At 32.9% G+C, this 14,681-nt stretch carries 11 protein-coding genes; 7 read left to right on the plus strand and 4 right to left on the minus strand.

Annotated elements, in window-relative coordinates; genetic code table 11:
* The first annotated feature begins 75 nt into the window (after nt 1-75).
* The 7 genes from JOP69_RS12970 to JOP69_RS13000 all read left to right on the plus strand — a co-directional run bounded on the left by JOP69_RS12970 (nt 76) and on the right by JOP69_RS13000 (nt 10,065).
* On the plus strand, nt 76-3,129 hold the full coding sequence (locus JOP69_RS12970) for a TAT-variant-translocated molybdopterin oxidoreductase (RefSeq protein WP_203393364.1): 3,054 nt from the start codon (nt 76-78) through the stop codon (nt 3,127-3,129).
* Between the two features lie 70 nt (nt 3,130-3,199).
* Entirely contained in the window at nt 3,200-4,654 is a 1,455-nt protein-coding gene (gene nrfD, locus JOP69_RS12975) for an NrfD/PsrC family molybdoenzyme membrane anchor subunit (RefSeq protein ID WP_203393363.1), read from the plus strand.
* Between the two features lie 2 nt (nt 4,655-4,656).
* Nucleotides 4,657-5,184 carry a DUF3341 domain-containing protein gene (locus tag JOP69_RS12980; RefSeq protein ID WP_203393362.1) on the plus strand — a complete coding sequence of 176 codons (528 nt, stop codon included), beginning with the start codon at nt 4,657-4,659 and terminating at the stop codon, nt 5,182-5,184.
* Between the two features lie 10 nt (nt 5,185-5,194).
* Complete coding sequence (locus JOP69_RS12985) at nt 5,195-5,737, plus strand: cytochrome c (RefSeq protein ID WP_203393361.1); 543 nt, start codon at nt 5,195-5,197, stop codon at nt 5,735-5,737.
* A 27-nt stretch (nt 5,738-5,764) separates the two neighbouring features.
* Nucleotides 5,765-7,201 carry a quinol:cytochrome C oxidoreductase gene (locus tag JOP69_RS12990; RefSeq protein WP_203393360.1) on the plus strand — a complete coding sequence of 479 codons (1,437 nt, stop codon included), beginning with the start codon at nt 5,765-5,767 and terminating at the stop codon, nt 7,199-7,201.
* Nucleotides 7,202-7,239: 38 nt separating this feature from the next.
* Nucleotides 7,240-8,247: a cytochrome c oxidase subunit II gene (locus JOP69_RS12995; protein WP_203393359.1), complete on the plus strand. Its 1,008-nt coding sequence runs from the start codon at nt 7,240-7,242 to the stop codon at nt 8,245-8,247.
* A gap of 36 nt (nt 8,248-8,283) precedes the next feature.
* The gene (locus tag JOP69_RS13000; protein WP_203393358.1) at nt 8,284-10,065 is read left to right on the plus strand and encodes a cbb3-type cytochrome c oxidase subunit I; all 1,782 of its coding nucleotides are present in this window, start codon (nt 8,284-8,286) and stop codon (nt 10,063-10,065) included.
* A gap of 317 nt (nt 10,066-10,382) precedes the next feature.
* Here JOP69_RS13000 and JOP69_RS13005 read toward each other — a convergent pair whose 3' ends face one another.
* The 4 genes from JOP69_RS13005 to JOP69_RS13020 all read right to left on the minus strand — a co-directional run bounded on the left by JOP69_RS13005 (nt 10,383) and on the right by JOP69_RS13020 (nt 14,655).
* Nucleotides 10,383-11,048 (minus strand): LysE family translocator, encoded by a 666-nt coding sequence (locus tag JOP69_RS13005; protein ID WP_203393357.1) that lies wholly within the window; start codon nt 11,046-11,048, stop codon nt 10,383-10,385.
* A gap of 551 nt (nt 11,049-11,599) precedes the next feature.
* Complete coding sequence (locus tag JOP69_RS13010; protein ID WP_203393356.1) at nt 11,600-12,646, minus strand: ferredoxin--NADP reductase; 1,047 nt, start codon at nt 12,644-12,646, stop codon at nt 11,600-11,602.
* A 10-nt stretch (nt 12,647-12,656) separates the two neighbouring features.
* Nucleotides 12,657-13,646: an aspartate-semialdehyde dehydrogenase gene (locus tag JOP69_RS13015; RefSeq protein ID WP_203393355.1), complete on the minus strand. Its 990-nt coding sequence runs from the start codon at nt 13,644-13,646 to the stop codon at nt 12,657-12,659.
* A gap of 232 nt (nt 13,647-13,878) precedes the next feature.
* Nucleotides 13,879-14,655 (minus strand): formate/nitrite transporter family protein, encoded by a 777-nt coding sequence (locus JOP69_RS13020; RefSeq protein WP_203393354.1) that lies wholly within the window; start codon nt 14,653-14,655, stop codon nt 13,879-13,881.
* Nucleotides 14,656-14,681 lie beyond the last annotated feature (26 nt).

The raw sequence follows: 14,681 nt of genomic DNA on the forward strand, positions 1-14,681 counted from the left end.
ATTAAAAATTAAAAGATTAAGAGACTGAATGTTTTTTTAGTTTTCAATCTTTCAATCATTAAATAAAAAGTATAAATGGCTTCAGACAAAAAATACTGGCAAAGTGTTGAGGAACTTAAAGGTAGTTCTATTGTTGAAACGTTAAGTAAAAACGAATTTGTAGAAGAACTTCCTACAGATGAGTTTTTAGGTGATAAAGAAACTTTAGAGAATTCTTCTACTTCGCGTAGAGACTTTTTAAAATATGTTGGTTTTACTACAGCTGCTGCTTCTTTAGCCGCTTGTGAAGGACCGGTTAGAAAGGCTATTCCTTATGTTGTAAAACCAGACGATATAACTCTTGGAGTTGCAGATTGGTATGCAACATCTATGGCAGATGGATACGATTTTGCAAATGTGTTGGTTAAAACACGTGAAGGTCGTCCTATTCAAATAATGCCAAATAAAGAAGCAAACGGAACAACTAGTGCAAGAGTGCAAGCTGCTGTTCTTTCTTTATATGATGAAAAATTACGTTTAAAAGAACCTCAAGATAAAGAGTCTTTCTTAACTTGGGCAGATGCTGATGCTAAAATTGGTGCAAAATTAAACGAATTAAAAGAAGCAAATAAACCTGTTGTGTTATTAACAGGTACAATGGCTAGTCCATCTACAGATAAAATTATTGAAGGATTTATTGCGGCAAATCCAAATGTAAAACATGTGGTTTACGATGCGGTTTCAGAATCTGGAGCGGCAGATGCTTTTATGGCAATGTACGGTAGACGTGTATTACCAAATTATCATTTAGAAAATGCAAAAACAATTGTTTCTTTTGGTGCAGATTTTCTTGGAGATTTCCACGGAGGTTTAGAAAAGCAATACATTGCTGGTAGAAAACCAGAAAAAGGATTCATGTCTTACCATGTACAGGTAGAGAGTAATATGTCTTTAACAGGTGCTAATTCTGATAAAAGAGTGGTTGTAAAACCTTCTGATCAGGTATTTGCATTGTTAAATTTATACAACGCTATTACAGGAGCTAACGTTTCTTCTAAAGCAACTTCTATAGATGCAACAATTAAAGTACTTGCCTCAGATTTAAAGAAAGCGGGTTCTAAAGGTGTTGTGTTAATAGGTTTAAATGATAAAAATGCACAACTAATTGCTTTGGCAATTAACAAAGCATTAAATAGTGAAATTATTGATACAACAAATACGCTAAACATCCGTAAAGGAAATGATGCAGAAGTTGCTCAATTAGTTTCAGATATGAAAGCTGGTAAAATTGCAGGTTTAATAGCTTACAATGTAGACCCTATTTATTCATTATCAAACGCAGCAGATTTCTCTGAGGGATTAGAGAAATTAGAAATTTCAGTTGCATTGTCTACAGAAAATAGTAGTACAGCGGCTGCTATGGATTTTGCATTGCCAATGGCACACTTTTTAGAATCTTGGGGAGATACTCAATTCGATGAAGTAACGTATGGTTTAATGCAACCAACAATTCAACCATTATTTAATACACGTCAGTTTCAAGATACGTTATTAAAATGGTCTGGAGATACTACAAAATATTACGATTATTTAAAAACGTATGCTACTACCAATGTTTTAGGTGGAAGCTCTTGGAATAAAGCTTTACATAACGGTTTCTTTACAAAAGAAGCAGTTGTTTCTGAGGCTACTTTAGCTGAAGTATCTATTTCTGATGCTGCATCTAAACTTTCTAGTGCATCTAAACAAGCTGCTGGTTTTGAATTAAACTTATATACTAAAACAGGTTTAGGAGACGGTAAACAAGCAAACAATCCTTGGTTGCAAGAATTTCCAGATCCTATTACAAGAGCTTCTTGGGATAATTACTTAATGATGTCTATGGCAGATGCCAGAGAATTAGGTTTTTCTAATCCTATAAAAGATAATGGAGCTATCAATGGAGATTATGCCAAAGTAACAGTTAATGGTGTTGATGTTGTTGTTCCGGTTATGGTGCAACCTGGTCAGGCTATCGGTTCTGTAGGTTTAGCTTTAGGTTATGGTAAAACTTTTGGTTTAAAAGAAGAAATGCAAGTTGGTGTTAATGCTTATCCATTATATGCTAACGGAAACAATATACAATACGGAGTTACTATAGAAAAAGTATCTGGGACACATAAATTTGCTTGTACACAAGTACAAAAAACAATTGCTGGTCGTCATGATATCTTAAAAGTAGCTTCTTTAAAAGAGGTAGTAAGTAGTGCAGATCCAAAAGAGTCTTGGAACAAACCTGCTTTTGTATCTTATGATCATAAAGAAGTTGAAGCAAATACCATAGATTTATGGGATGAGCATAATAGAGAATTAGGACATCATTTTAATTTATCTATAGATTTATCATCTTGTACTGGTTGTGGTGCGTGTGTAGTTGCTTGTCATGTAGAGAACAATGTACCTGTAGTAGGGAAAAGAGAAGTAAGAGTTGGTAGAGATATGCATTGGTTGCGTATCGATAGATACTATTCTTCTGAAATTGCAACTCGAGAGGAAGCAAAAGCGCAGGGCTTAAGTGGAGGAGACTTGTATAAAGCTATAGAAACTGAAGCAGAAAATCCAGAGGTTACTTTTCAACCAATGATGTGTCAGCACTGTAATCATGCTCCTTGTGAGACGGTTTGTCCAGTTGCAGCAACATCTCATGGTCGTCAAGGGCAAAACCAAATGGCATATAACAGATGTGTGGGTACAAGATATTGTGCAAACAACTGTCCGTATAGAGTTCGTCGTTTTAATTGGTTTCAATATCCAAATAACAATGAGTTTGATTTCAATATGAATAATGACTACGGTAAAATGGTGTTAAACCCAGATGTTGTGGTTCGTTCTAGAGGAGTTATGGAAAAATGTTCTATGTGTATTCAAATGACACAAGCAACTATTTTAAAAGCTAAGAAAGAAGGAAGAGCAGTAAATACAGATGAGTTTGAAACAGCTTGTTCATCAGCTTGTACAACTGGAGCTATGGTTTTTGGAGATGTTAACAATAAGGAAGATGAAGTTGCTGCTTTAGCTGCAGATGACAGATCTTACCACGTGTTAGATTACCTACAGACCAAACCTAATGTAGTATATCAAGTAAAAGTTAGAAATACAAACGAAGCGTAAGAAAATTTAAAATTCAAAGTTTAAAATCTTTGAAAGTTTAAAAACTATAAATAAACTAAGTAATAAAAATATGTCTCATTACGAAGCACCCATAAGGGAACCTTTAGTATTAGGTGATAAAAGTTATCACGATATTACAGAAGACATTGCAAAGCCTATTGAAGGAGCTGCAAATAAAAACTGGTACATCGCGTTTTATATTTCTTTAGCAGGTATGCTATGGGGATTTGGATGTATTTTTTACACCGTAGGAACCGGTATTGGAGTTTGGGGATTGAACAAGAACATTGGATGGGCTTGGGATATTACAAACTTTGTATGGTGGGTTGGTATCGGTCACGCAGGAACATTAATTTCTGCTGTACTTTTACTATTCCGTCAAAAATGGAGAATGGCAATTAATCGTTCTGCAGAAGCAATGACAATTTTCGCCGTTTTTCAGGCAGGATTGTTTCCTATTATTCACATGGGTAGACCATGGAATGGGTATTGGGTATTGCCAATGCCGAATCAATTTGGTTCTTTGTGGGTAAACTTTAACTCACCATTATTATGGGATGTTTTTGCAATATCAACGTATTTATCTGTATCGTTAGTTTTCTGGTGGACAGGTTTATTACCAGATTTTGCAATGATTAGAGATAGAGCTGTGAAGCCTTTTCAAAAGAAAATATATGCTTTGTTATCTTTCGGTTGGTCCGGTAGAGCAAAAGATTGGCAACGTTTTGAAGAAGTATCTTTGGTTCTTGCCGGTTTAGCAACACCATTAGTACTTTCTGTACACACAATTGTATCTATGGATTTTGCTACTTCTATTAACCCAGGATGGCACTCAACTATTTTTCCTCCTTATTTCGTGGCAGGAGCAATCTTTTCTGGATTTGCAATGGTACAAACGTTATTAGGAATTATGAGAAAGGTTACGAATTTAGAAGACTACATTACACGTATGCATATTGAATATATGAATATGGTAATTATCTTAACAGGTGGTATAGTCGCTGTAGCGTATGCAACAGAGTTCTTTATTGCTTGGTATACAGGTTCACCTTACGAAAATTATACATATTTATCTGTAGGTGCAGCAACTGGTCCTTATGCTTGGGCATTCTGGTCGCTGATTATATTTAATATTATTACACCTCAGTTACTTTGGATTAAGAAATTTAGAAGAAGTTTTATAATTACTTTTATTATTTCTATCGCCATTAATATTGGTATGTGGTTTGAACGTTTCGATATTATTGCAATTGTATTAAGTAAAGGTCATTTACCATCTACATGGTGGCGTTTTGAACCTACGTTTGTAGATGTTGGTATTTTTGTAGGAACAATAGGATTCTTTGGTGTATTATTTTTATTATATGCAAGAACATTCCCAGTTATTGCACAAGCGGAAGTAAAAACAATTTTAAAATCTTCTGGTGAATTTTACAAGAAGAGAAGAGAACAAGGTATACCAACTAAGCCAGCTATTAATGTAGCAAACGCAGCAGGTACAACTGATAAATCTAATAAAGAATAATTATGGAATCATCAAAAGTTATTCACGCATTTTATAATGATGACGAAGTTCTAATGGACGCAGTGAAAGCTGTAAAAGCAGAACATCTTCATATAGAAGAAGTATTTTGTCCTTTTCCTGTACATGGTTTAGACAAAGCAATGGGATTAGCACCAACAAGATTGGCAATTACTGCATTTTTATACGGAATTGTAGGATTATCATTTGCAATTTGGATGACTAATTACATGATGATTCAAGATTGGCCGCAAGATATTGGTGGTAAGCCTAACTTTTCTTGGTGGGCTAATATGCCAGCATTTGTACCAATTTTGTTTGAATTAACAGTGTTTTTTGCAGCCCATTTAATGGTAATTACTTTTTATATGAGGAGTAGAATATGGCCATTTAAAGAAGCTGAAAATCCTGACCCAAGAACTACAGATGATCATTTTTTAATGGAAATACCTGTAAATAATAATGAAGCTAAGATTACTGCTTTATTAGCAAAAACAGGAGCTGTAGAAATTAATGTAGTAGACAAGCACTAATATATAGATAATGAAGAATTTTAAATTAATTATCGCTTTATTTACTCTTACAAGTATCATTTCTTGTAATGATAAACGAACGCCTCAATTACAATATATGCCAGATATGTATGTGTCTGTACCTTATGATGTAAATGGTGCTAAAAGTATTGATGGAGAACCTGTAAACCGAGAGCCAGTTGCTGGAACAATTCCAAGAGGTGGTCATCCGGCATATGATATTCCTAATACTAATGAAGGTTATGAGTTGGCAAAAGCAACAGGAACAAATCCGTTAGAGGCTACTGAAGAGAATTTAGCAAACGGAAAAGCGATGTACGATATTTACTGTATATCTTGTCATGGAAAAAAAGGTGATGGAAATGGAGTTTTATCTCAAAGAGATAAATTTTCAGGTATTCCAAACTATAAAGATAGAGATATTAACGCAGGTAGTATTTATTTTGTAATTATGCACGGTAAAAACTTAATGGGTTCACATGCATCTCAAACAACGTACACAGAACGTTGGCAGATAGTACAATACGTAGAAAAATTACGTTCAGAATTATAATTTCAATAAGAAAGAATACGAAAAGATATGTATCAATTCTCAGGTAAATTAAAAACATTCTCATTAGCACTAATACTTGTTGGTTTAGTGGGAATTGGTTATGGTTTTTATTCAGCACCTAAAACGGTAGAAGAAGCTAAAGAAATTATTTCACATCAAGAAGCACATGGCGATAGTCATGCTACTTCACATGAGGAAGTTAAAGTTGATGAACATCATAGTTCAGAAGCTGTTGAAACTCATGGTGCAGTGGCAGAAACTCATGCTTCAGCAGATGCTCATGGTGAACATCATGATGATGCACATGCAGAACATGTTTTACATCAATTAAAAAATAAGCCTTGGTCGGCATTATATGTATCGTTATTTTTCTTTTTAGGAATAACGTTATTAGTATTGGCTTTTTATGCGATTCAAAGAGTTGCTCAAGCAGGTTGGTCTATTTTACTTTTTAGAGTAATGGAAGCAATAACAGCTAATTTAGTACCAACATCTATTGTAATGTTAATAGTTATTGGTTCGGCGGTTATGCATTGGAATCACATGTTCCCTTGGATGGCAGAAGGTACTTTTGATCCTACAAGTCCTAATTATGATCCTATTATAGATGGTAAATCTTGGTGGATTAATCTTCCAGGGTGGGCTATTAGAAGTGTTGTCTATTTAGCAATATGGAATGCATATAGATGGTTTATCCGTAGAAACTCTATTAAAGAAGATACGGTTAATGATAATCATAAAACATATAAGTTAAGTTATAACGTTTCTGTAGGTTTTATATTCTTATTTATGATTACAGAAACTTTAATGTCTTGGGATTGGATTATGGGTCTAGACCCTCACTGGTTCTCTACATTATTTGGATGGTATGTATTGGCTAGTTTACTAGTAAGTGCATTAACTGTAATTGCATTTGTAACAATTTACTTACGATCTAAAGGTGCTTTACCTGGTGTAAATGATAGTCATATTCACGATTTAGCGAAATACATGTTTGGTTTTTCTATCTTTTGGACCTATTTATGGTTTGCACAATTTATGTTAATTTGGTATGCAGATATTCCAGAGGAAACTACATACTTTGCAATGAGATTTAATGAATACAATTTACCGTTCTTGGCAATGGTAGTTATGAACTTTGTTTTTCCTATATTGCTATTGTTAAATAGTGACTTTAAAAGTATTCCTTGGTTTGTAGTTATTGGAGGTGTTGTTATCCTTTTAGGTCATTATATAGATATTTTTGTAATGGTAATGCCTGCTACGGTAGGTGCTCAATGGTCATTTGGAATTCCTGAAATTGGTTCGTTATTGTTCTTCTTAGGAATCTTTATTTATGCTACATTTAGTGCATTCGCAAAAGCAAATCCAATACCAACAGGAAATCCATTCTTAGAAGAAAGTGAACATTATCACTATTATAATATTGAACACAGAGGTGAAGGTTCAGGAGATCATCATTAATATATAATTTAAATCAAAACAATTAAGACGAGATAAATATGCTAGCTCTATTTTATATTTTTATAGCTGTTGCAATCGGTGTAAGTTTCTGGCAAATAACCAGAATAATGAACTTAAGAAGCGTAATTGCTACTGATAAGGACAATGCTACTCAAGGTAGAAATGCCATTTACTTTATGGTATTCTTATATGCAATGATGATTTATTGCTTAATTTTTATGAATGTTGTTTTATTACCAGAGTCTGCTACCTATGAAGGGGAGCATGACGATAACCTTTTTGATATTACATTTTGGTTAATAGGTATAGTACAATTTTTAATGCAATTCATCCTTTTCTATTTTACTTTTAAATATAAAGGTGAAAAAGGTAAAAAAGCAAAATTCTATTCAGATAGCCATAAATTAGAAGCTATTTGGACTATTACTCCAGCTGTAGTATTAGTTGTTTTAATAGGTTACGGATTATGGCAATGGAATAACGTAATGGATTTATCTGATTTAGAAGATCCTGTTGTTATAGAAGTATATGCACAACAGTTTAGATGGGATGCACGTTATGCAGGTGAGGATAACACACTTGGGTTAGGTAATGTAAATTACATCAAGGGTATTAACACATTGGGTGTTGATATGACAGACAAAAATGCACAAGACGATAAACAAGTAACTGAATTGTATTTGCCGAAGGGTAGAAAGGTTCATTTCAAATTTCGTTCGCAAGACGTACTTCACTCAGCATTTATGCCTCACTTTAGAGCACAAATGAACTGTGTTCCTGGTATGGTTACTCAATTTGGTTTTACACCTAAGTACACAACCGAAGAAATGAGACAACAGTCTGAAGTTATAGAAAAAACTGCAGGAATTAATAAAATAAGAAAAGCCAAAGGAGAAGATCCTTATGTGTTTGATTATTTATTATTATGTAATAAAATTTGTGGTGCTTCTCACTATAACATGCAAATGAAAATTACAGTTGTAGAGCCAGCAGAATATGAGAAATGGATTGCAGAGCAACCTACGTTAGCATCAGTTATTAAATAATTATAATTAAAAAATACACTACAAATTAATAAGATTATGTCAGAACATCATCATAAAGAAACATTTGTAACAAAATATATTTTTAGTCAAGATCACAAAATGATTTCTAAGCAGTTCCTAGTAACTGGTATGTTTATGGGAATTATTGGGGTGTTAATGTCTATGTTATTTCGTATACAAATAGCGTGGCCAGAACAATCATTCTCTATTGTTGAGGCATTTTTAGGTCATCATCAAACGGATGGAATAATGGATCCAGATATGTACTTAGCATTGGTAACAATACATGGTACTATAATGGTGTTTTTTGTATTAACTGCGGGTTTAAGTGGTACTTTTTCAAATTTATTAATTCCATTGCAAATTGGTGCTAGAGATATGGCTTCTGGTTTCTTAAATATGGTTTCATACTGGTTATTCTTTTTATCAAGTGTAATCATGGTGTTTTCTTTATTTCTTGAAGCAGGACCAGCATCTGCAGGGTGGACTATTTATCCACCATTAAGTGCTTTACCACAAGCAATTCCAGGTTCTGGAATGGGTATGACCTTATGGTTGGTTTCTATTGCAATCTTTATTGCTTCTTCTTTAATTGGATCTTTAAACTATATAGTTACTGTATTTAATTTAAGAACAAAAGGAATGAAAATGACTAGATTGCCTTTAACAATTTGGGCTTTCTTTATTACCGCAGTTATTGGGTTAGTTTCTTTCCCAGTATTATTATCTGCAGCGTTATTATTGATTTTTGATAGAAGTTTTGGAACTTCATTTTATTTATCAGATATCTTTATTTCTGGAGAAGTTTTACATTACCAAGGTGGATCACCAGTATTATTTGAACACTTATTTTGGTTCTTAGGTCACCCGGAAGTATATATTGTAATTTTACCTGCAATGGGTATTGTTTCTGAAATTTTAGCGATTAATTCTCGTAAACCTATTTTTGGTTACCGTGCAATGATTGGTTCTATTATAGCAATTGCGTTTTTATCTACGATTGTTTGGGGACACCACATGTTTGTTTCTGGTATGAATCCTTTCTTAGGTTCTGTATTTACGTTTACAACTTTATTAATTGCAATACCTTCTGCAGTTAAATCTTTTAACTGGGTTACTACCTTATGGAAAAGTAATCTGCAGTTAAACCCAGCCACGTTATTTTCTATCGGATTAGTTTCTACGTTTATAACAGGAGGTTTAACAGGAATCGTTTTAGGAGATTCTGCATTAGATATTAATGTGCATGATACTTATTTTGTAATAGCGCATTTTCACTTGGTAATGGGAGTATCTGCAATTTTTGGGATGTTTGCTGGTGTATATCACTGGTTTCCTAAAATGTACGGTAGAATGATGAATAAAACATTAGGATATTGGCACTTTTGGTTAAGCATTATTTGTGCTTATGGAGTTTTCTGGCCAATGCACTTTATCGGGTTAGCTGGTTTGCCTAGAAGATATTATACAAATACTAATTTCCCTATGTTTGATGATTTGTCTGACATTAATAAAGTGATTACATTATTTGCTTTAGTGGGTGGTGTTGCACAATTGTTCTTTCTTGCAAATTTCTTTATCTCTATTTATAGAGGGAAAGTAGCAACTCAGAATCCTTGGAAAGCAAATTCTTTAGAATGGACAACTCCAGTAGAACATGTTCATGGAAACTGGCCAGGGAAGTTACCTGAGGTTCATAGATGGGCGTATGACTATAGTAAACGTGTTGATGCTGATGATGATGATAGTGATTATCTACACGGTCAAGATTACGTTTTACAAACCGTACCTTTATTAGAGGGTGAAGAGCCTTCTTAGGATTAAATAGATATCATTTAACTATATTTAAATGATCTTATTATAAAAAAAACCAGTGAAATTATTTCACTGGTTTTTTTTGTCTTATAAGTAGATTTAATTTTGGTTGAAGGACAAATCTATGATGTATTCAACTTTATTTTTTAGTTTAATAGTATTTGTAGGATGTATTGTTTCTTGGTGTTTGTTCTCTTGCTATTTAGGAAGTATCAGAATAGGTAGTATGGAGCTTTATTGGCCTTAATTATGCATTTTAAACAACTTTGTATGTAAGAATAGTATTATTGTGTATACTTCTAATTTGGTTACGTTTATGCTTAATTTATAAGTTGATCTATTTTATCATTAGGTATAAATCCCTTAAGCATCAAAAATACACCACAAACTACTAAAATTATTCCCATTATTCTCTTTAACCTGTAGATTACCAAAGGTGTCATTTTATTTTTGAGTTGTTTGGCTAATAAAATTTTTCCTAAATCTGTAATTGCATATCCTAATATTACGGTAGCAAAGTACCAAAAGATACTATTTGGTTTCATTTTTAAAGTGGGCCCTACTAAAAGAACAGTTCCTAGCCAAAAGGCTAAAACACCTATGTTTATAAAATTCAAGAAATAACCTTTAAAAAATAGTTTGATATAATTATTTTGAATGGGAACTTCAATGGTTTCAGCAGAGGCTAGTGCTTCTTTTTTGTTCTGTTTATCAAAGTAGGTAATAAGTCCGTATATGATTAATACTAATCCGCCAATGAAAAAAAGTCTTGGGTCATCCTTTATTTTCTCTAAAAACGACCTACTTCCAAAATAGGCGATTAATATAAACGTAATATCACCTAAAATTACGCCAAGATCGAAAGCAATGGCTGCTCTTGCACCTTTTAAAATACTGGTTTGAATAAGCATAAAAAAAACAGGTCCTATCATAAAAGCCATGAAAAATCCTATTAAAAAAGCATTCTTAAAATCGTAAATATCCATTCTATAAAGATAATTGTTTAATTAGGATTTACCAATTATGAATTTTTTAAAAATGAGGATAACGAGTTTTATTGTTGATTGAATTTTACGAGATTTAATTATAGAAATTCTATGTTTTCATCTAATTTTATCAGTGTGACTTTAAGTAAAATCTCATAAAGAGTTTTAATTTGGTGTTTTCATTATTATGGGACTTCTCGCTACGTGTGAAGCGACACTCTTTAGTTTTTTGTGGTTTTTTTACCTAGTTTTAGCTTTTCTACGCTAACATAAATCACAAAAAGTTTTTAATAGTCTTATTTTCTGAGGTATGTGATCGTTCTGTGTTCGGAGTGACAACAGTCATGGAGATTTTAGTATTTTGGATATAACGAAAACTCGCGTTAGGGATTGAAATGACATCCTTTTTGATTTTTCGGCAAAAAGATATAATGGAAAGCCCGCTCGAACGCCCAAAAAATAGCAATGGATTTAATAATGTACGATACCTACAAGGTTTTGGAAACCTTGTAGGATAATTACTCGATTAAGTAATTTATTAGTTATACATTTTAAACATCATCAAAATCAATAGAGATTTTTGAAGTTGTTGGATATGCCTGACAAGCTAACACCAAACCTTCTTCTATCTCACTGTCTGATAAAATAGAGTTCTTAACCATTATTGCGTTTCCTTCTGTAACTTTACACATACAAGTGCTGCAAACTCCACCTTGACAAGAATATGGAGCGTCTAAATTATTACGCAAACTAGCAGATAAAATATCATCTGTTTGGTTCATTGTAAAAGTGGTTTCTTCATCATCTAATAGCACCGTAATTTCTGTGGTACCTTCTTTAATTTCAGAAACAGCTTCTTCATCTACAGAAGCGGTAAATAATTCGAAATGAATATTTTTATCTGTAAAACCACGTTCTTTTAGTGTTGCAGAAACTTCATTAATCATGCTTTCTGGTCCACATAAATAGGCAGCATCAAAAGAAGTGCTTTTGTAACTATTGTTGATGTAAAAATTGGTGTGTGCTTTATCTATTCTACCAAATAAAGAACCTTCTAGTTGTTCTCTACTACAAATATAATGTAAGTTAAAACGATCTGGATTTACCTCTTTTAAAGCATCTAATTCTGCTTTAAAAATAGTGTCTGCAACTGTTTTATTTCCATAGATTAAAGTGAAAGTAGACGAAGTTTCGTTTTCTAAAACATCTTTAACCATAGATAGAATTGGTGTAATACCAGATCCTGCAGCAAAAGCGATGTATTTTTTATTTGGTTTAGGTAGTAATATAAATTTACCCTCTGGTTCAGAAATTTCAATAAAATTCCCTTCTTTTAATTCTGTAGTTGCGTACGTAGAAAAAAGACCATTTTCTACCGCCTTAATAGCCACTTTTAAATAGCGATCACTAGGCGAAGAACAGATAGAATAGGCTCTTCTAACTTCTTTACCGTTAATGGTTTTTTTAAGTGTTAAGTATTGCCCCGCGTGAAATGCAAAGTTAGATTTTAGGTTTCCGGGTATTTTAAATACAAGAGAAACCGCATCTGCGGTTTCTCTTATTACTTCTTGGATATTTATTTTATGAAATGTTGACATTACATGTATTTTACACCAAATTATTCGCTATTAAATATTCGGCAATTTGTATTGTATTTGTAGCAGCACCTTTACGTAGGTTATCTGCAACTATCCACAAATTTAAGGTATTTTCTTGAGATTCATCCCTTCTAATTCGTCCAACAAACACTTCATCTTTATCATGTGCATTTATTGCCATCGGGTATACGTTATTTGCCAAATCATCTTCTACAATAACACCTTCCGTTTCGCTTAATATTTTACGAACTTCATCTAAATCAAAATCATTTTCAAACTGTACATTTACAGCTTCAGAATGTCCACCAGCAGTAGGAATTCTAACAGCAGTAGCTGTAACAGAAAAAGAATCATCACGTAAAATTTTCTTTGGTTCTTTTACTAATTTCATTTCTTCTTTTGTGTATCCGTTTTCTAAAAAAACATCACAATGAGGAATTGCATTTCTACCAATTTTATGTGGATAAGCCATTTCACCATCAATACCAGCCTCTTCGTTATCTAATTGCTGCACTGCTTTTACTCCAGAACCAGAAACAGATTGATACGTAGAAATAACTACACGTTTCATTTTATATTTTAAATGTAACGGAGATAAAACTGCTACTAACTGAATTGTAGAACAGTTTGGGTTTGCAATAATTTTATCGTCTTTTGTTAAAACATCACCGTTAATTTCTGGTACCACTAATTTCTTAGTAGGATCCATTCTCCAGGCAGAAGAATTATCTATAACTGTTGTACCAACTTCAGCAAATTTTGGTGCCCATTCTAAAGAAGTATCTCCGCCTGCAGAAAATAAAGCAATATCTGGCTTCATTTTTACAGCGTCTTCTAAGGTTACTACGGTATATTCTTTTCCTTTATATGTTAATTTCTTTCCAGCAGATCTTGCAGATGCTACAGGAATTAATTCCGTTATAGGTAAATTACGTTCTTCTAATACTTTAAACATTACTGTGCCCACCATTCCAGTTGCACCTACTACAGCTATTTTCATCGCCTAAAAATTTAATATTAAATTGAGTTGCAAATATCTTAAAAATAATAATTATATAAATCACTTAATTCCTTATAAATCAACCAAAGTTTAAAATTGAATCACAAATTTTTCTAATGTTTAAATTTAAACAAGTTGATGTAAAATTATAATGCAGAGTCTTTAATGTTATAAAATATAATGCTAGTATTTAAAAAAGAGGGGGGTAGTTATCTTTTATTTTAACTTCTAATTATTCTTTACCAAATAGGTATCCATAAGGGAGTCCTACAAAAAGTGCCCCACCAACAATATTACCTAAGGTAGCAGGAATTAGATTTTTAAAGATAAATGTAGTCCAAGTTATATCAGCACCTTCAAAAATTGCAAGTGGAATAAAATACATGTTGGCAATACTATGTTCAAATCCTATAGCAACAAAAGCCATTACAGGCAACCAAATTGCAAATATTTTTCCTACCGTATCTTTGGCTGACATACCTTGCCAAATAGCTAAACATACTAACCAGTTAGCACCTATACCTTTTATAAAAGTTACTAAAAAAGTATGACTCGTTTTTCCGATTGCAATATTGTAAACCGAATCTATATAAGGAGAAGTGTGTACAATATGTGTTAGATATGTAATTACGTATGCAAGAAAAAGTGCACCTACAAAATTACCTGAATAAACTAATCCCCAATTTTTGAGCATATCAGAAATGGGTTGTTTTTTTCTTAAAAGGTTGGGTATAAAGTAAGCGTTGTTTCCTGTAAAAAGTTCTGCACCAACAACTACAACAAGTATTAGTCCGATAGGAAAAGTAGCACCAAACAGAAACTTAACCAATCCTGGGTTGTTGGCTGCTATTTCTGGAGATCCTCCTGCCACAATAATAGCAAGTAATCCTCCAAATGCTACATAGGCTCCTGCTAAAATTGCAAGAATAAATGTTTTACTTATTTTATATTTTCCTTTGTTTATGGCCATTTGGCTTACAAGGGTTATAACTTCTTTTGGGGTATTCATTAGTTTTTAATGTAGAATTTTAATCA

It is taken from the genome of Polaribacter sp. Q13 (assembly GCF_016858305.2).
Lineage (GTDB): Bacteria > Bacteroidota > Bacteroidia > Flavobacteriales > Flavobacteriaceae > Polaribacter.